Source organism: Pseudoalteromonas galatheae (genome assembly GCF_005886105.2).
Taxonomy (GTDB): domain Bacteria; phylum Pseudomonadota; class Gammaproteobacteria; order Enterobacterales; family Alteromonadaceae; genus Pseudoalteromonas; species Pseudoalteromonas galatheae.
The window spans coordinates 232,511-251,407 of record NZ_PNCO02000002.1 but is presented as its reverse complement, the minus strand read 5'-3'; the positions used below and the strand labels follow the sequence as shown (position 1 = coordinate 251,407).

Sequence of the window (18,897 nt, the reverse complement as noted above, 5' to 3'; positions counted from 1 at the left end):
GGGCGGTTTTTTTATTTTTAAAAGTTCAATTTTTTATTGTGAAGATTTAATTACAATCATTTTGTGTAATCTTGGTGTAATAAAACACCATTAATTTAGTCACATCATTTAAACACAGTAAAAAAATAATTTTTTAAAAGTCTACTATTGGAGTTAGCAATGGAACTAAAAAACCTCTTCAGAGTCTCTGCAATCGTCGCTGCTATGGCACTTACTGGTTGTGGTGGTGACATCGAAGTTACACCTACTGTAAACGATAACAGCACTAACAATTCAAACAATACGACAAACACTGGCGATAAAACTCCAGATCCAGTTGTAGAGAACCCTTGTACAACTCGAGCGGTAGGAAGCACTGAAGTTCAAGGTACGTTCCAAGCACCACACTGTGTATACGGTACTGACTTCGCGTCTAAATCACTAGAAATTCAAGCTGATGTTACATTCAAAAAACTTAAGAATGATGGTGCTCACGTATTTAAGGGTGCACTTTTAATCGGTAAAGATTGTAACACTTCAACAGGTTGTACAATCGAGGCGAATGGTCCAACACTAACTGTAGAGCCAGGTGCTGTAATGGCATTCACTTCTGGTGAGTCAGTGGTTCGTATCGCGCGTGGAGCGAAGATCAACGCAGTTGGTACTGCCGCTGAGCCAATTCGTTTCACTTCGGCTGCAGAATATGACGCATTTAACCTAGCAGGTATCGGTCCACAGTTTGCGGACTGGGGTGGCATAATGGTTAACGGTTTTGGTATCACAAACGAGTGTACCGATGCGGAGCGCGATGGCGACCTTTGTAATGCAGATTCTGAAGGTGTAACCAGCTACTATGGCGGTAAAAACAACGCAGATAGCAGCGGTCAAATCAAATATGCACACATTTGGTATGCAGGTTCTGGTCCTCGTGATGGCGGCCCTGGAGACGACTTAAACTCGCTAACGCTTAACGCTGTAGGTTCTGGCTCTAGCTTTGAGTTCTTACACATTCACCAAGGCTTTGATGACGGTATCGAATTCTTTGGCGGCGCGGCTAGCATCAAAAACATCGTCGTAACCGACACTCAAGATGATGCAGTAGACGTAGATGCAGGTTGGCAAGGTAAAGGTCAATTCATCCTGGTTAAGCACGGCACAATTAAAACTAAGCGCGACGTTACTTATGCTGATGACGACGGCAAAGCGGTATTAATCCCTGCTGGCGAAGAAGGTTTCATGGGTAACAACGGTTTTGAAACTGATGGTGAAAAAGCAGCAGGCCCCGATTACAGCCAAGCACCGGCATCTACGCTTAACTTTGCAAACGTAACTGTGTTAACGACTGATGGTAACTCAATTCGTGATGATGACGAATCACAAGGTATGAAGTTTGACGATGCAATCCGTGGTATGTACTACAACGCATTAGTGGTTAAATCATCAGCTGCGAATGGCACTGAATGTTTAGAGTTTAAAGATGATAAGGCTGCTGCAAACGCTGAAGCTGATACGCTTAACTATGTAAGCTCTGTACTTGCTTGTGCTGCAAACTTTAAAAATGGTTCTGACCCATTACCTGCAGGTGAAGGTAAAGAAGACTGGTTTGTTAACGCAGGTTCTAACCAAATTCTAAACGGTGCAGCTGACGTAATTGCAGCAGATGGCTTCTCAACAAATTCAAGCTCTACCGCTATCACTGTTGAAGCAAACGACCTAAGCAGCCTAAATGACAACTTCTTCACGACTGTTGATTACATAGGTGCGGTATCTGATAAAGATACATCTTCTGAATGGTATCAGTGGGCTAAGAAAGCAATTGAGGCTTCAAACGCTGACTAATTATCCGTAATGACCTTAGTTATTACAATTAAGGCGCAGTCATTGCGCCTTTTTTATGATTTTTGGCAGGATTGTATATGGATACTCAAATGAAATTTAAAAAAGTTGCTTTAGCCATCAGTACGGCACTCACAGTCGCAACTTCTCTACCAAGCGTTGCAGAAGAAGAACAAGCAATCGAAGAAGTTGTTGCGGTAGGTACTCGTTTACAAGGTAGTGCTGCAGCGGTAATTGAAGAACGTAAGAACCAAGCATTCGTTGCGGATATCTTAGGCGCAGAGCAGCTATCTAGAACAGGTGATAGTGATGCAGCATCGGCGCTACGTCGTGTTACCGGTCTTACGTTAGTTGACGGCAAGTTTATCTATGTTCGTGGCCTAGGTGAGCGTTACTCAAGTGCTCGCCTGAATGGTGCCGCAGTACCTAGCCCGGACTTAACCCGAAACGTTATTCCACTCGATATTTTTCCAGCAAGCATTATTGAAAGTCTAGCGGTACAAAAAGCTTATTCTCCATCAATGCCTGCTGCATTCGGTGGTGGTAACATCGATATCCGCACTAAGTCAGTACCATCGGAGTTCACCGCAGGTATTGAGGTAGGTATTGGCCAAAACTTTAATTCTGATAAAGGCTTTACCTACAGCGGAACTACAGAAGGTATACCTCAAGTACTACAAGATGCAGTTGTAAGATATCGCGGTAACTTTGACATCGGCGAAGTTGTAGACAAAAACGGTTTCAAAGATAAAGACGGGCTAACACGTGCGGATCAAGCAATTGACGTGATCAAAGGTTTTGTGTCATCACTTCCTCGCGATATTCAAGTCAAAGAAGAGTCGCTAGATCCAAACTTTGATGTAAAAGCCAACATTGGCAATAGTTTCCAAGAAGATTGGTTAGGCGGCATGGTAGGCTTTATGCTTGCAGGTTCCTATGACAACGATTGGAATTATAGCGACCGCACAACAGGTGTTATTGACGACACATTAGCTGAAAACTGTACGTCTAAGCTTGAGACTGCGGAAGATACTGCAAACTCTTGTTATGTAACACTTAAAGAATCTAAAGTAACGACTGAAACTGAACGCCTAAATGGTGTATTCAATATCGGTTACCGCTTAGATCAGCATAGCATTACTTATTCTAAGATTTATCTCGAAGATAACGAAACCGAATCAGAGTTTTCCGTGTTACAAAGCCCTAACGGCAGTACCGTTAGAACAATTGCGGGAACGGGCGCGGCACAGCGTTCACATCAGTTTGATTACGAAGAACGCACGTTGGATATCGACCAAGTGATTGGTCAACACACGTTCCTCGATTACTGGGGGGTAGGCTTTGACTGGCAGTATACAGAGTCAAAAGCGCAAACCGATATTCCAACAGAAATCGACTTTAAGTTTATTGATAACTATAACGAAGACGGTTCTTATAAAAACTCCATCGTTACCGGTGATGATAACCGTATAACGTACGCCTTTACCGACATGGAAGACAACGTAAAGTCTTACAGCGGCAATGTCACCTTACCGTTAACCTTCGAGGGTATAGAAATTACTCTTAAAGGTGGTTACGACTTTATGGATAGAGCGCGTGTTTACAATACCAGTAACTTCGTTGTAAACAACAAAAGTGGTATATCCATCCCAGTAAACTTTGATGAGTCTGAGATCTATGGATTATCGGGTTATCTTGACGATGAGTTTTTGAACAACAACACTTTCTTGTTGACCTTCAACGAACCTCAGGCACCAGCAGCAGATGATTACATTGCCGCTCAAAAGATAGATGCGGGCTATGGTGAGTTTGATATCTTCTTCGACAATACCTGGCGTATTAGTGGTGGTATTCGTTACGAGGACTTTAAACAAGTGTCACTTGCAACATCGAGTCTGATTTTCGACCGCATAACGATGGAAACGATTTACGATGAAGAGCGTATTTTAGCCGGTACAGTTAACGAAGATAACTTCTTTAACGCACTATCGCTAACGTATCTTTCAGACGGTAACTATCAAGTACGTTTTGGTTATGGTGAAACCACTGTACGTCCTGACTTACGTGAGTTAGTACCGGTTGCCTACTATGATCCATTAACCGATATCCGCACCTTCGGTGTAGCTGGCCTTAAAAGTAGCGACCTGAAAAACTATGACGCGCGCTTTGAGTACTATATGGATAATGGCGACAACTTCTCAATTGCGGCATTCTATAAAGATATCACCGCGCCAATAGAAACTATCTTGCGCGTTGGTGATGAAGACTATACAGCAACCTTCGTAAACGGTGAGGAAGGTGAAGTATACGGTATTGAAGCCGAATGGTTATACGACTTATCGGGTCTTGCGAGTGGCTTCTTTACGTCAGGTAACATCACCCTGAGTGATTCTGAAGTATCGATAGATCCTGCTCGTGCTGGTAACTTAACCAACCCAACGAAGCGTATGACGGGTCACTCAGAGTACGTAGTTAATATGCAATTAAACTATGACTCGGCTGATGGTCAACACAGTGGTTCATTAGTGTATAACGTCTTTGGTGAGCGTATTTTGGCTTCAGGGATAGGCGGTAGAGATGATGCTTATGAGCAACCATTTCATTCACTTGATCTAGTATATACTTGGTATCCAGACTTTAACTCTAAAGTTAAATTTAAAGTCAAGAACTTGCTAAATGAAGATCAAGAAGTAACTCAATCTGACGTGGTAGTAAGACAAAAAGATGTTGGCACCTCAGTTAGCCTGAGCTACAGCTACGAGTTCTAAGGAGCAACTAAGCTTTAACCAAAGCCAAGGCATGCCTTGGCTTTTTTGATCTTTATCAATCTTTCTAAATTTTTTTCTTTGTTACTCGTTATTTCATAGACTAAGTTCTGTAACTTTGTGTATAGTTAGTCTATATATAAAATATATCTAAATACTTCAGTAAGTTACTAGGTTGTTAATATATCTGTCATATTTAACCAGTAACATTATTTAAGCGCTTTAAAAACAAAACTATAGCTGGCTTCGTACCGAGTTCTTGTTGACGCAAATGCGTTAAATTAGGACAACCTTTACATGTTGTATCCAAACCCCGCCATGCGGGGTTTTTTATTTTAAAATCCTAACTTCTAGCTAGTCCATCGCGTATTCTTTTGCTAAGGTAGCCATCTAGACATACGACTCACGCAATGAACCGTATAACCAAAATTAAGGCACATATCATGAAAAAAGTAGGACTCGTCGGCTGGCGTGGAATGGTTGGCTCCGTGCTAATGGAGCGTATGCAGCAAGAAAATGACTTTGAGGTCATTGATCCACACTTCTTTACTACCTCACAAGCAGGTCAACTTGGCCCCGTTGTTAAAGGTGGTGGTGAGCCAAAGCCGCTTCAAGACGCAAGCGACATTCAATCGCTTAGCGAAATGGATATTATCATCTCCTGCCAAGGCGGAGATTATACCAAATCTGTATATCCTTCATTGCGTGAACAGGGCTGGGAAGGCTATTGGATAGATGCTGCCTCTGCACTAAGAATGGAAAAAGACAGTATTATTGTGCTTGATCCTGTCAATAACGATGTCATTCAACAAGGTCTTGAACAAGGCGTAAAAACCTTTGTCGGTGGTAACTGCACGGTTTCTCTTATGCTACTTGCGCTTGGTGGTTTATTCGAGCAAGACTTAATAGAGTGGGTGAGCCCAATGACCTATCAAGCGGCATCAGGTGCAGGCGCAAGAAATATGCGTGAACTCATCACTCAAATGGGTGAGATCCACAACTCTGTTAAAGCACAACTAGACGACCCAAGTTCGGCCATCTTAGAAATTGATAAGCTTGTGGCAGAAAAAATCAAAGATGAATCTTTACCACAAGATCAATTTGGTGTGCCCTTGGCTGGCAGCTTAATTCCATGGATTGACGTTCCAATGCCATCTGGTCAAAGTAAAGAAGAGTGGAAAGCACAAGTAGAAGCAAACAAAATCCTTGGCTCATCAAAGCAACCCATTCCTATCGACGGATTGTGTGTAAGAATTGGCGCCATGCGCTGTCATTCACAAGCGCTCACCATCAAGTTACGTGAAAATCGAAGTGTCGAAGAAATAGAAGCAATTCTAGCAGCACATAATGAATGGGTGCGCGTTATTCCAAATGAGCGTGATATTACTGCAAAAGAACTAACTCCAGTTAATGTTACTGGCACACTGAGTATTCCTGTCGGCAGAATAAGAAAGCTCACTATGGGTGAAAAATATATCAGTGCATTTACCGTTGGTGACCAACTTTTATGGGGGGCTGCAGAGCCACTTCGTAGAATGTTGAGGATCATTACAGGTTAATTTCTAAAGGCGCCGTCGGCGCCCTTTTGTTTTTTTATCGATGACTTTTGTAAGACCGATTAAGGCGTTTCCACTCTCACCATCATGGCATCTAAAACTGTAGCCAAAATGTAGTGCTGTTCTGGATAGATAACAACAGGCTCAAGGTCGAAACCAGGCTCACGTTCAAACCTTACTTCATAACGATTGTCACCTTTTGAGTAAAGGTCGTACACTATACCTTGACACGTAAATACGACTGCATAAGACTTCAATGGGATAAGCGCACCAATATTAGTTTGATAAATCCTTTCATACATTTATCTGTTTATTTTTTGGTGCCAATACCATTATCAGCACCAAGAAGGTAATAACACTGCGTTACCATTCGCTTTCAGAAAAACTACTTTAGACAACATTCATCATATCCTTACAGCCTAGAAAAACTAAATCAATCATGATGTTTGTTACAAAATATCTCATCTTAATTTTGTTGAACTATAGTTATGTTGATTAAACAATAATCTACGCTCGCACTACGGAGAGACGAATGGGTATTTTGAAAAGATTCTCAATTATGCAGCTAACGATGATAAGCTCTATATCGCTGCTGGCATTTTTACTATTTTTAGTGGGCAAAAACGTTTTGAATAATTGGAGAGAGTACAACGCCGCTGAACAAAATATCAATTACGTCGTTTTACTCGACGCCATAGAAAAAGTGGCGCACCACCACGCGGTAGAACGTGGTTTAACAGCTGGTTTCCTTGGTGATCCAAGTAGCGAAAATAAAACGAAAGTAAGCCTGCAACGCGAAATTGCTGATCAAACGATATCCACGTTAAAGTCAATTAACAATTCGCAGTTTCTAAAAGATAAAAACGTGCAAAAATGGTTACCGTATATTTTTGAAGTGGAGACCGAAAAGCAAAAGGTAAGGAGTGAAGTAGACAGGAAAAACGGCGGTAATGCCTTTGCTTACTACAGCAAACTCAATCAGGTTTCTTTGGATACGGCGGCAAAGATTCAGGCCTATGTATCAGATCGAACCTTATCTTCTGATCTTTCTATTGCTTTTCTTATCGCCCAAAGCAAAGAGCGCCTTGGTCAGCTCCGGGGCAAGGTCAATGGTGTGCTTGCGAAAAAAGTAATGTCAAACACCCTCAAAGACGATATAAAATACTATCGCCAACAGCTAGAGATGTCATTGCATCAACTGGAGACCGCCCTAGAAGGTACAGGCCAAAGCAATATACAAACTATTTTATCTTCAAGCGAGGCAAAAGCGTTTAATCGAATACTTGATACTCTTGAAAGCCAAGGAGAAATTGACTTTAACCGCTTACCTTCAAGTGCCGAGTGGTTCTCTGCAGCGACGAGTTTAATCGGTAAGTTCAAGGCCAAGCTCGATTCCGTTTGGGAAATGACAATTGAAGACAGTCAAAAGAACAAATCAGATATAGCATTTGATAGCATACTTATGTTTGCGCTTTTTGTCGTAGTACTCGCCTTTATCGCGCTGATCAACCTTCACCTTATTCACTCACTACGCTCAGAACTTTCACAATTAACGAGCATATTAAAACGCGTAGCGGAAGAGGGCGATTTGACTTTAGATATGCGCCTAAACACTCGCGACGAGCTTGGGCAAATCTCTGAATCAATTTACAATACGATTTATGCTTTTAAAGATTTAATGGTTGGCCTGGCAAATTCGGTACAGGTAGGTACAAGGCTTGGCGAAAAAATGCATTTAGCAGCCTCTAATGTCAATGAGGATGCACAAAAAACCCAAGGGATGGCATCTTCTATTGCCGTTGCAATAGAAGAAATGGCCACAACAAGCCAAGAAATCGCAAAACTTGCGCAAGACACACTGGATGCCAGCGACCAACTTAATATCGAATCACAGCAATTACTTGCAGACAATCAAAAGAACTTAGATACCATGAGAACACTTTCGACGAATATGAACGTCGTCGACGAGATGGCCGCCAGTATGGAAAAGCAGGTGTCTGAGATAAATACCATCTTGGATTCAATTCGCAGTGTCGCTGAGCAAACGAACCTGCTAGCACTCAATGCCGCAATAGAAGCAGCCCGGGCCGGCGAGCATGGCCGCGGCTTTGCAGTTGTGGCCGATGAAGTCCGAGGACTTGCAAACAACAGTAAACAATCTTCAGAGCAAATTTCCACACTACTACTTAGCTTGTCAGAAATAAGCCAAAGCGTTGTTAAATCAATCAGAGAAAACACACTGCTCACACAAAATACCATGAACGAAGTAGAAGAAACGCGTAAAGTCTCGCTCAGAGTAAACGAACACAGTACACATGTAGAAAAACTAACAACCTCGGTTGCTACGGCAGCCAGCGAACAATCAGAAGTCGCCGCCGATATCTCACAAAATACCGCTGCCGTATTAGAAGCCGCAAACCATGAATTAGATACATCGAAAGCGTTAAATGAATTGTTTAAAGATATGAAACTAAACAGCGATACGCTACAACGCACAATGGATATATTTAAAATTGATAAGAGCTAGCATCTCATGAATATTCGAGAGTTCAACGAGAACGATTACCCAAGAGTTTTGGAGATCTATTCAAAATCTAAGCTAGATGAGCTTCGTTTTGAGAAAAAAGCATTTAAGCTCTTGCCTCTAGAGAATGATAAAAAGAGATTGTCTGCGCTTAGGGAATCAAAGATATACGTTTTTGTTGATGGGAATATTCTTGGGTTTGGAGCAATATTTGGGTCAGAGATTAGGGCACTATTTGTTTGCCCTAGTGCCAGAGGAAACGGAGTCGGAAGAAAAATACTCGAATTCCTTTTGTCACAAATATGCGGCAAGGCGAACCTTTTTGTCGCCAAGACAAATGAGCCTGCAAAGGAGTTATACAAGGCATACGGATTCGAAGTGTCTGATGAATTTCTCACTGAATATAATGGCGAGCCTGTGTACGCTAATGAAATGGTTCGTACAAATGGGCAGTACTAGCAAGACGAGGTAATATGAACTTCAGATAGCTCGAACGTGTACTTTGGCTTTTTCGGCAATTCAGGAGGGGATGGTGGCTGCAATGGTGGAGGTGGCGGAAGTTGTTAATGCCAGCAATCATATATGGCCACCAGCCAAGAAATTCATGTATAAGCTTTTCATCACTCGAAATAGGGGCATAAAATCGCAACTTCAACTTAGGTGTTTTTCACCCAAAAAAATTAAGAAATAGACAGAGAGGAAGAAAAGATTCAGTGTTTAAGTTCATTATTCTTTTCGTTTTCGATATAGGGAATAAACATAGTATTCCACTGCTTAAGACCTAACAAGAGGTTGCGTTTTTAGCAAAGTCATTTTGGTAAGTTAGCGCGAAGAATTGATAGGCATCTGGAGCGGCGACATTTTGCGATGGTAATAATGAGTTTCAGCGTCTAACTCTAGACCAACCAAAACCCATCATATAAAACAATAAACTAAACTTTACCCAAGCCAATATTGGCCAAAAAGTTGAGGTAATTCAGCCTTTAACTGTTTTGGTTTATTTTTAAACTTTTTACCTTGCGGCGGAAAGTTCACGACACTGTGATACGGAAGTTCGTCTTGATTTTTTTCTTCAAAAAGCAACCCTGCAACTAAATCTAATTCGTCAATAAACGGGTAGGGCAGGTCGTCTTTATTCGGTATAGCAAACTTATTAGCTAATTCGTCTGGTTCCGCAGTGAGTACGCTTACCGCTTCAGGGCCGCGACTGATGATCCAATTACAAAAATCTAAGAAGTCATATTCGCTATTACAGCCTGCAATCACGTAGGCCACTTTCCAGTTATCCCAATACCACAGTGCTCTTAGTTCTTTGATATATAATGCATCGAACTGAGCAATTTCTTCTGAACTTAGCGGTGATAAACGCGTTTTTAAATATTCATTATCGTTTGAATGACCGGGGGCGGTGACAAGCTGCCAGAAGCGTTCGAGTTCCATGTGTATAATCTAACTTGATAAAAACGAGATTATAGCCAGTAACCTAATGAGAGTAAATCGAAGCTAACATGCAAAATGGCTGAAGCGGGTTGTACGCAATACAACGTGCTTACCCGCGCAAAAAGATAACAGTGACAGCTAAAAGGTAAGTGGTTTTATCCTTTCAGCGCTTTGTCACCACGGCCAATACCTACCGCGCCAGAGCGCACAAGTTCAATAATGTCGCTTTCGTGACGTAATAGATCCAAGAAAGACTCAAGGCGGTCGGCTGAGCTTACCATCTGTAATATATAGCTTTGTTTGCCCATATCTATAATGCTGGCTTGAAACACCTCGGCAACACGATTGATAGCTGCTCGTGTTACTTCGTCTCTGGCATAGACTTTTACCAATAGCAGCTCTCTTTCAATGTGCTGCATGTCGGTTAGATCAATAACCTTAAGCACATCCACCAACTTGTTAACTTGCTTGGTGATTTGTTCAACAATGCGGTCATCGCCTTGGGTCGTGATGGTAATGCGAGATAGCGTTTTGTCAGCGGTTGTACCCACCGTTAAGCTGTCAATGTTGTACGCACGCTGAGAAAATAAACCTACAATACGAGAAAGAGAGCCAGGTTCATTCTCTAATAAAATCGATAGTATTCTTCTCATTATGCTTTTACTCCTTTTTTCAACCACATCTCGTCTATCGCACCTTGCTTAATTTGCATTGGATACACATGTTCAGACTCATCAACCAAAATATCTAAAAATACAAGTCGGTCTTTAATCGACATTGCTTTTTCCAGTGCCGCATCAAGTTGCTCAGGCTTATCAACCCGAATTCCGATGTGACCATAACTCTCTGCAAGCGCGACAAAATCAGGCAGTGACTCCATGTAAGAACTCGCGTGGCGTCCCTCATACATCATGTCTTGCCACTGGCGTACCATGCCAAGAGAGCGGTTGTTTAATGAGATGACTTTGACAGCAAGGCCGTATTGCAAACAGGTTGAAAGCTCCTGAATATTCATTTGGATAGAGCCGTCTCCAGTTACGCACAATACTTCACTTTGCGGGAATGCCATTTTTACGCCCATCGCAGCGGGTAAACCAAATCCCATGGTGCCAAGGCCGCCTGAATTAATCCATTGACGAGGTGATTTAAACGGATAGTATTGCGCTGCAAACATCTGGTGTTGTCCTACATCCGAGCAAACATAGGCGTCACCGCTGGTCATTTGGTATAGCTTTTCAATAACCGTTTGCGGCTTAATTTTTTCTACACCCGCAGTAAACGACAAGCATTTCTGAGCACGCCATGTGGTAATTGCTTGCCACCAATCTTCTTGTGCAGCGCGGTCGATGCGCTTCTCGCTTTTTTCGATACCGCGTAGCAATTGCTCCATCACCGTATCTAAGCAGCCCACAACTGGAATATGCGCTTGAATGGTCTTAGAAATTGAAGTTGGATCCACATCAACGTGAACAATTTTGGCATCCGGACAAAACTTCTTAACATTATTAGTCACACGGTCATCAAAACGCGCACCTAACGCTAAGATAACATCGGCATTCGCCATCGCCTTATTCGCTTCAAGACTACCGTGCATCCCTAACATGCCAATAAAATTAGGATGTGTGCCACTGATCCCACCAAGACCCATTAGAGTATTGGTGATAGGCGCGTTTAGTTTCTCAACCAGCTCAGTTAGTTTTTCTGAGGTATTCGAAAGAATAATGCCGCCGCCAGAATAGATAACCAAACGCTTCGCTTCAATAATGGCTTCAACCGCTTTGCGGATCTGCTTGGAATGCCCCTTTACACTCGGGTTGTAAGTACGCATATCAATCTGTTCAGGCATCTGGTAATCGAATTTAAGCGCAGGGTTCAAAATATCTTTTGGCAACTCAACCACAACTGGTCCCGGTCTACCAGAGTTGGCTAGATAAAATGCCTTAGCTAACACCTCTGGGATTTTTGTCGCGTCCCGGCAGTTAAAACTGTGTTTAACGATAGGACGAGAGCAACCAACGATATCCGTCTCTTGAAATGCATCATCGCCGATTAGGTTTGAAGGTACTTGCCCTGAAAGTACAACCATTGGGATTGAATCCATATAGGCCGTCGCGATCCCTGTAATACAGTTAGTAGCACCTGGGCCACTGGTCGCAAGGACAACACCGACATCCCCCGTTGCTCTGGCATAACCGTCTGCCATGTGAGTTGCTGCTTGCTCATGCCTAACCAAGATATGCTCAATATCTGATTGCTGAAACAACGCATCATAAAGATCAAGAACCGACCCTCCAGGGTAGCCAAATATGTATTTTACTTTTAATGCGCTCAATGCTTTTACTACTAGCTCGGAGCCGTTGTATTGCTCTGCCATTACCTCATTCCTCGTTGACTGTGCGTGCCTGTTATATTTCTAAAATCCAAAAAAAACCCCGCTGGTTGCGGGGTTTGAGTATTTCTTTCAAGTAATAGCTCCCCGCTGAACTCTATGAAGAGACCAGTACCACCACGAGAACGATTAGTTGAAAGAAATTTGTCATTATTTTGCCTTTAAAGTTGATTTCAAAGTTAGCCTACACAGTATTAGATATAAATTCCACTATTCCACATTTCAATTGTTGAAATATTACATTTCAATTTAAAACTAACCACCAATTAGATTTTTTTATTTAGTAGAACTTATACGGGAACAAAACGATAAAAATGCTAAACTTAAAGCTCAATTGTACTGGGGTCTCTTAGATGAACATTTTTAAACTAAGCATATTGGCATCGGCCACACTGCTATCAAGTACGGCGCAAGCTCAGGTAATCTATAAAGATCAGGTTATCTATTGGCAGGAGAAAAAGCTCGGCCGCACGCTGAGTGAATACGAGCGGAAAATAGCGCTTGAGCAATTCACCAAGACAAAGCCTATTGCAAATCAAATAAAAACACCTTATGCAATTAAAAATGTGCACCTTGGCAATACTAAGTTAGCCAAACAATTTGCAGTGGGTACGGCACAAACACTTAATGAAGCCAAAATTCTTGCTATTCTGGTCGATTTCCCGGATTTACCTAACGACCAAAACCGACTAAATCCGAGTGATACAGACATGTACTACTCGAGCTATCCCGCGTCTCACTACCAATCATTATTATATTCAGATAGCGGCTATAACGGACCGAACAATGAAACGTTACAATCAGCTACCCAGTTTTATCAAGCGGCCTCAGGCGGTAGCTTTAAAGTATCTGGCAATGCATTTGGTTGGGTAAGAGCCTCTCAAAACGCAGCCTACTACGGCAAGCAAGAAGACGATACCCGCGACTTAAGGCCGGAAGAGTTAGTATTCGAAGCTGTTAGTAAGGCCGTGACTCAATTTAATATCGACTTATCTGAGTACGATAAAACAGATTTGAACGATATAGATGGTGATGGCAACCGCCTTGAACCTGATGGCATTATTGACCATGTCATGTTATTTCATTCAAGTATTGGTCAAGAAGCAGGTGGCGGCGTATTAGATACTGACGCAATTTGGTCACATCGCTTCTTCGTATTTGATGAAAACAACCAACCAAAAGCAATTCCAGATACCAACTACAAAGTTTATAACTACACCATTAATCCTATCGATGCTGCAATTGGGGTGGTTGTCCATGAGTTTGGTCATGACCTCGGATTACCGGACGAATACGATTTAAATTCCAATGACATAGGTGAACCCGTTGCACTATGGTCGGTCATGTCTTCAGGCAGTTACTTAGGTCAATTAAGTGGCTCGCAACCGACCCAGTTTTCCCCTAAAAGCCTTGAGTTTTTACAACAAAATTATGCAGGAAATTGGTTAAACCAAACCGAGTACACATTAGACGACTTGAGTACAGAACAAACAGTAACACTCACGGATATTGGAGTGAACAATGGTACTACGAATCAAATAAAAATAAATCTGCCTGCGCAACTAGAAGAGTTCATAACGCCACTTGATGGGAATTATCACTATTACTCCGGAGAAGACGACAAACTCAATAATCAAGCAAGTTTTACCTTAAGCTTACCCAACGCAAGTCAAATTTCATTATCCATGCTTGCAAATTATAGTATCGAGCTCAACTACGATATTTTCCAAGTGGCGGTAAATGGACAGCCAATAGCGGGAAATACAACAAAATCAAACCATCCAAATTACTCCAATATCACTCACTACATGGATGGCGAGTCGTCTGCTTTTGGCGCTAATCCAATTACGCTAGATTTTGATATCTCAGCGTACCGAGGACAAACTATCACCGTGACATTCGTTTATCAAACCGACGATTTTGAAACGCTCAAAGGAGTATTACTAGATAATATCGAAGTGACAGCGGATGGTACGCAAATTTATACCAATACTGCGGAGCCAACAAATGACCTAATCTACAACGGTTTTCGTAAAATCTCAGGCTACAGAGCTAAGCCTAGTAACGCATACTATGCGCATTTGCGCTCATTTAGAGGGTTAGATGCTGGTTTGTCTTTATCGGGTTATAATTCAGGAGTGTTGATGTGGTACAGCAACGATGGGCAAAGCAATAACTCTACTTCGTTACACCCCGGTTCTGGTGATATGTTGGTGATTGATCAAGACCAAAACCCTATTTTCAAAGCCGACGGCACTACACCCGCAACGAGTATTATTCAGGTCAAAGATGCAACTCTGCGTTTAGATACTCAAAAAGCGGGTCTTGGCGATCAACATCTAACGCCAATCAGTACGTTTGATGATACTCAGGATTACACCTTCTCAATCCAAAAGGAATCAGGTGTTAATTTGCCAGGTTTTGGTGTTCAACTTAGATTGAATACCATAGAAGAAGATGCAAGCAGTGCACAAGTTGGTGTAATTTACCTCAGCGATCCTCAAATCATTCAAGTACAATCGCAAAACACCGTTAAGTTCAATGTCAAAGGCTTAGCTTTAAACGAATCAGATAGCTTTTTGTGGAACTTTGGTGATGGTCAAACAAGTAAAGCGCTTTCACCTGTTCATAACTATCAAGATATTGGCAACTATACGGTAATGTTCACACGCACCAAAGCAGATGGGAGCAGCTCAGCGTTGAGCTCAAATGTCAGCGTTGGTAATGTAGAGCCAATCCCACTTGCTGTCGGTGATATCAAAGCGACCGCAGTAGGGCAAAGTTTTGTCTTCAATGCCGAAATCATTGGTGGCAAAGCGCCTTATGAGCTTGAGTGGAACTTTGGTGACGGGGCAACCGCGACATCAAACTCAGTCGAACATATCTATGAGCTAAGCGGCACGTACACGGTAACGCTTAATGTGAAAGATGCCGAAGGTGAGGCGGTAGCTAAATCAACCTCGGTGACAGTGGTAGTGCCACTTAGCATAGAAGCCGCAGCGACCACATCTAACTTACAGGCAAGCTTTGTCGTAACTGCTGCTGGTGGTGATGGTAACTATCAAGCTAATTGGGATTTCGGTGATGGCACGCAAGGTTCTGGTTTAACTACAATGCATAGTTACGCTCAAGCGGGCACATACAATGTCGTGTTAACGCTGTCGGATGGCGCAGATCAAAGCACTAAAGGCACTGTCGAGATCACAGTAACGGCCCCAACAACAACGCCGACGGATTCTGGTGATAGCGGATCGTCTGGAGGTAGTATCGGGTGGTTTGCGTTAATTGGTGGGATTCTAGTGGGATTAAGAAGAAGGTGGTGCTAACGCACCACCCACAGATTAAATCAAGCGTTAAGAATTAAAGGCGCTCAATTACCGCCTGTGTAAAATCGGTAGTGCCGTGGCTACCACCAAGATCGCGAGTTGTACGGTCGCCGCTCTTAATAACGTCAGCCACTGCACTGCGGATTCTTTCCGCTTTATCAGCTTCGCCTAAGTACTCAAGCATTTGAATTGACGCAAGAATAACAGAAGTTGGGTTTGCAAGGTTTTTGCCTGCGATGTCTGGAGCACTACCGTGAACCGCTTCAAAGATTGCAGCATCAGTACCAATGTTCGCACCTGGTGCCATACCAAGACCACCGACAAGGCCCGCACAAAGATCTGAAAGGATGTCACCGAATAGGTTTGTTGTTACGATCACATCAAACTCTTCAGGTGTCATTACTAGTTTCATACAAGTAGCATCAACGATCATTTCTGCTGATTCGATTTCAGGGTAACGCTCACCCACTTCACGAGCAACTTTAAGGAATAGGCCTGAAGTTGATTTTAGGATGTTCGCTTTGTGAACCGCAGTTACTTTTTTACGACCTTCACGCTGTGCTAACTCATAAGCGAAAGTTACGATCTTTTCAGCACCTTCGCGAGTGATCTTTGACATTGCTTCCGCTTCGTTGCCATCCTCAGAAACAACTTGACCAAGACCTGAGTACATACCTTGCGTATTTTCACGTACGGTAATGATATCAATATCATCGTAACGTGCTTTAGTACCTTCAAATGACTTAACTGGACGAACGTTTGCGTAAAGGCCAAAATGCTTACGTAATGTCACGTTAATAGAAGTAAAACCTTCGCCAACAGGTGTAGTTAGTGGGCCCTTTAGCGTGATCTTGTTACGCTCAATCGCTTCTAGCGTTGCAGCTGGAAGTAATTCACCTGTTTTTTCTAATGCAGCCAAACCTGCGTCTACGTATTCATATTCATAGTCGCAACCTACGGCTTTTAAGATCTCGATTGCTGAATCGATGATGCTAGGGCCAATGCCGTCGCCACGGATAACTGTGATGGTTTGCTGTGCCATGTTTTTTCCTTTATCAAAAGTTGGAATACACCCGAGAAGAATTGCAGACTAAGTTTAGTAGAAATTAACAAAGGTGTACGTTCGCTTGTTTAAGCCGCGTTTTATAGCAATTAATTAGGTCTTATTCCAGTATGGAATGGAAAAATGACATACATATCATTTATGCTTGTTATTGATAGTATTTATAGAATAAATATCAGGCAATAGATGAGTAAAATCCAGTCTCTAGTAACGCCAAATCGAACTTTTGTGCGGTAACAAAACGACTTTCAGCTAAAACATCGTCAACTAATTGCTTTTGCCAGGCAGTTAACACAAAATTTGGTGATATCACTTTAAGTGCAATCAGTTTTATAAAAATGAATAGTCTACACTGAGCATTGATCTGAGACTTGTTTAGCGTTTCGCTCTCTAGCATGGCTTTGTGAAGAATACTTCTTTCAAAGTACTGCTGATTAAAGTCTAGGTATTTTTCTTTTGCTATTGCACGGATCCCAAATAGGTTAGCAATTGATACTAGTTCTTCTGAATACTCACGAGAGTGGAGCGCAGTAGCATGTTGGATCTCAACCCCTTGTTTAGTCACCAGAAACACAATAACTGCTGCGAACGGCGACAACAAACGCTCAAATTGTTCACCATAACTCTCACCCACATATAAGGCAATGATTTGACTGATTATGCCGTATTTATGCACGACATCTTCTGTAAAAGGAAGCTTGTGATTTGTTATAATTTGTTCAAGCAACACCCGCTGCGCCAGTAACCCTGCTGCATCAAGTCCCACCATTGCAAGCGAGTGCCTAACGGATGCGGCTTTTAGATTTTCACGGTTATACTGCTTTGCTGCGATCTGCACCGCACTTGAAACTGATTCAAACTCACAAATCAGTTTTTCAAGTGCCCGAATACTCTGAAATTGACTGTGAGATAATGCTTTTACTGTTGCTAATAAATGTGAGTGTTCCGAACCAAAAGGTTGTACTACTGGTTCAGCGGCTCTATCCCAAATATTGTATAGGAGATTAGCATCTGTCGTTGTGGTCAAGCTACAGTGGAATTGGAACCTACGATTGGCCTTCGCCAACTTTTTAGTTTGCCCTTGTTCAACAACAGCAATTATTTTCTCACTACTACTTTGTATCACCAAAAAGCCCACTTCGCCCTTAATTTCACACAGCATTCCCGCGGGATGTTTTACAAATGCCCCAGCAATTGCACTCAGTACCTTTAATGCAAAAGTGTAATTAAGTTTGCCATAAAGAAGCTTAATTGCTCGATCTAAAGCCATACTATTTTGTCTATAGGTTGGTGTTATTAGGCTTGCTATTCGATGAGTAATTGCCACGATCAAAGAAGCATGGTCATTAAACCGTTGGGGAATAGAGGATACTAGTTTGTTGTCGTAATTTGAAAGGCGAGATAAAACTCGCAAGCACTGCAAGTTCGGTGTTTGTCCATCACTCAGTATTTGTACTGCCAGTTGATGTCGAACTTTCCAAAGCTTATCTTGCTGCGCGTCTAGCTTTTTACCCGCTGCAAGTTGGTCGCTTTCGCGGGCAACGCATAAATAGTCTGCAAAACTCGCAAGCAATAATTCTTCAGTTACGGCACGCGAGAAATTTAAGTGATGACAAGCCATACAAACCAACACATTTTGATTCATGACCAGATTGGTGTTGTAGCCCAAGTTTTGTGAATAAAGCCCAAGCTGTCCATGCAAGCTGCTAGGGGAGGACTCGTAACAGTCCATATAAAGCTGTGCAAGTTTAACTAGGGTAGGGTAAATAGATGACCACTTTTCTTTGTGATAATAAAGACGTAATACTTTGTGTGTGCCCTGAGCTATCGCAAACAGTGTTTTACTAGTGACTATCCTTGCGTCCATCAAACTTTACCAATTTTATTAAGTAAACGGCCTATTGCTAAGCAGAAAAACAGCCCTACTCGCAAGACAAAAACTTTGCTATCTAATTTTTCTAAATGAGGCGTTTTTAACGAAACTAATATGTTATTTCACCCTTAAAATTGGTTGGAACA

General features: G+C 42.2%; 12 protein-coding genes. 6 read left to right on the top strand and 6 right to left on the bottom strand.

Features of this window, described 5'->3' with window-relative positions:
- Window positions 1-159 precede the first annotated feature (159 nt).
- The 3 genes from CWC29_RS19185 (at window position 160) to asd (ending at window position 6,139) form a co-directional block, all read left to right on the top strand.
- Window positions 160-1,818 (top strand): hypothetical protein, encoded by a 1,659-nt coding sequence (locus CWC29_RS19185; protein WP_138523634.1) that lies wholly within the window; start codon window positions 160-162, stop codon window positions 1,816-1,818.
- A 77-nt stretch (window positions 1,819-1,895) separates the two neighbouring features.
- Window positions 1,896-4,583, top strand: a complete 2,688-nt coding sequence (locus tag CWC29_RS19180) for a TonB-dependent receptor domain-containing protein (protein ID WP_138523636.1) — start codon at window positions 1,896-1,898, stop codon at window positions 4,581-4,583.
- A gap of 440 nt (window positions 4,584-5,023) precedes the next feature.
- On the top strand, window positions 5,024-6,139 hold the full coding sequence (gene asd, locus CWC29_RS19175) for an aspartate-semialdehyde dehydrogenase (protein ID WP_128727091.1): 1,116 nt from the start codon (window positions 5,024-5,026) through the stop codon (window positions 6,137-6,139).
- A 59-nt stretch (window positions 6,140-6,198) separates the two neighbouring features.
- Here the strand turns inward: asd and CWC29_RS19170 are convergent, their stop codons facing one another.
- Window positions 6,199-6,438, bottom strand: coding sequence for a hypothetical protein (locus CWC29_RS19170; RefSeq protein WP_235956691.1), 240 nt, complete (start codon window positions 6,436-6,438; stop codon window positions 6,199-6,201).
- 230 nt (window positions 6,439-6,668) lie between these two features.
- Here CWC29_RS19170 and CWC29_RS19165 point away from each other — a divergent pair, with 230 nt between their 5' ends.
- Window positions 6,669-8,663 carry a methyl-accepting chemotaxis protein gene (locus CWC29_RS19165; RefSeq protein ID WP_138523638.1) on the top strand — a complete coding sequence of 665 codons (1,995 nt, stop codon included), beginning with the start codon at window positions 6,669-6,671 and terminating at the stop codon, window positions 8,661-8,663.
- A 6-nt stretch (window positions 8,664-8,669) separates the two neighbouring features.
- The gene (locus CWC29_RS19160; protein ID WP_138523640.1) at window positions 8,670-9,119 is read left to right on the top strand and encodes a GNAT family N-acetyltransferase; all 450 of its coding nucleotides are present in this window, start codon (window positions 8,670-8,672) and stop codon (window positions 9,117-9,119) included.
- A gap of 480 nt (window positions 9,120-9,599) precedes the next feature.
- On the opposite strand, the gene CWC29_RS19155 is transcribed toward CWC29_RS19160, so the two are convergent.
- The 3 genes from CWC29_RS19155 to CWC29_RS19145 form a co-directional block, all read right to left on the bottom strand.
- A complete protein-coding gene (locus CWC29_RS19155) occupies window positions 9,600-10,100 on the bottom strand; it encodes a DUF4240 domain-containing protein (protein ID WP_138523644.1) in 501 nt (166 codons plus the stop codon).
- Window positions 10,101-10,255: 155 nt separating this feature from the next.
- Window positions 10,256-10,753: an acetolactate synthase small subunit gene (gene ilvN, locus CWC29_RS19150; RefSeq protein WP_010377111.1), complete on the bottom strand. Its 498-nt coding sequence runs from the start codon at window positions 10,751-10,753 to the stop codon at window positions 10,256-10,258.
- Complete coding sequence (locus CWC29_RS19145) at window positions 10,753-12,474, bottom strand: acetolactate synthase 3 large subunit (protein WP_010605491.1); 1,722 nt, start codon at window positions 12,472-12,474, stop codon at window positions 10,753-10,755. Before CWC29_RS19145 ends, ilvN begins: the two co-directional genes overlap by 1 nt.
- A 368-nt stretch (window positions 12,475-12,842) precedes the next feature.
- On the opposite strand from CWC29_RS19145, the gene CWC29_RS19140 reads away from it, so the two are divergent.
- Window positions 12,843-15,815: an immune inhibitor A domain-containing protein gene (locus CWC29_RS19140; protein WP_138523646.1), complete on the top strand. Its 2,973-nt coding sequence runs from the start codon at window positions 12,843-12,845 to the stop codon at window positions 15,813-15,815.
- Between the two features lie 34 nt (window positions 15,816-15,849).
- Here the strand turns inward: CWC29_RS19140 and CWC29_RS19135 are convergent, their stop codons facing one another.
- Both CWC29_RS19135 and CWC29_RS19130 read right to left on the bottom strand, forming a co-directional pair.
- Window positions 15,850-16,857, bottom strand: coding sequence for an isocitrate dehydrogenase (locus CWC29_RS19135; RefSeq protein ID WP_138523648.1), 1,008 nt, complete (start codon window positions 16,855-16,857; stop codon window positions 15,850-15,852).
- A 196-nt stretch (window positions 16,858-17,053) separates the two neighbouring features.
- On the bottom strand, window positions 17,054-18,745 hold the full coding sequence (locus CWC29_RS19130; RefSeq protein WP_138523650.1) for a hypothetical protein: 1,692 nt from the start codon (window positions 18,743-18,745) through the stop codon (window positions 17,054-17,056).
- Between the last annotated feature and the right edge of the window lie 152 nt (window positions 18,746-18,897).

What these genes read in the sequence shown, in the direction of transcription:
- CWC29_RS19185 (WP_138523634.1), top strand. Translation starts at nt 160, where the DNA reads ATGGAACTAAAAAACCTCTTCAGAGTCTCTGCAATCGTCGCTGCTATG.
- CWC29_RS19180 (WP_138523636.1), top strand. Translation starts at nt 1,896, where the DNA reads ATGGATACTCAAATGAAATTTAAAAAAGTTGCTTTAGCCATCAGTACG.
- asd (WP_128727091.1), top strand. Translation starts at nt 5,024, where the DNA reads ATGAAAAAAGTAGGACTCGTCGGCTGGCGTGGAATGGTTGGCTCCGTG.
- CWC29_RS19170 (WP_235956691.1), bottom strand. Translation starts at nt 6,438, where the DNA reads ATGTATGAAAGGATTTATCAAACTAATATTGGTGCGCTTATCCCATTG.
- CWC29_RS19165 (WP_138523638.1), top strand. Translation starts at nt 6,669, where the DNA reads ATGGGTATTTTGAAAAGATTCTCAATTATGCAGCTAACGATGATAAGC.
- CWC29_RS19160 (WP_138523640.1), top strand. Translation starts at nt 8,670, where the DNA reads ATGAATATTCGAGAGTTCAACGAGAACGATTACCCAAGAGTTTTGGAG.
- CWC29_RS19155 (WP_138523644.1), bottom strand. Translation starts at nt 10,100, where the DNA reads ATGGAACTCGAACGCTTCTGGCAGCTTGTCACCGCCCCCGGTCATTCA.
- ilvN (WP_010377111.1), bottom strand. Translation starts at nt 10,753, where the DNA reads ATGAGAAGAATACTATCGATTTTATTAGAGAATGAACCTGGCTCTCTT.
- CWC29_RS19145 (WP_010605491.1), bottom strand. Translation starts at nt 12,474, where the DNA reads ATGGCAGAGCAATACAACGGCTCCGAGCTAGTAGTAAAAGCATTGAGC.
- CWC29_RS19140 (WP_138523646.1), top strand. Translation starts at nt 12,843, where the DNA reads ATGAACATTTTTAAACTAAGCATATTGGCATCGGCCACACTGCTATCA.
- CWC29_RS19135 (WP_138523648.1), bottom strand. Translation starts at nt 16,857, where the DNA reads ATGGCACAGCAAACCATCACAGTTATCCGTGGCGACGGCATTGGCCCT.
- CWC29_RS19130 (WP_138523650.1), bottom strand. Translation starts at nt 18,745, where the DNA reads ATGGACGCAAGGATAGTCACTAGTAAAACACTGTTTGCGATAGCTCAG.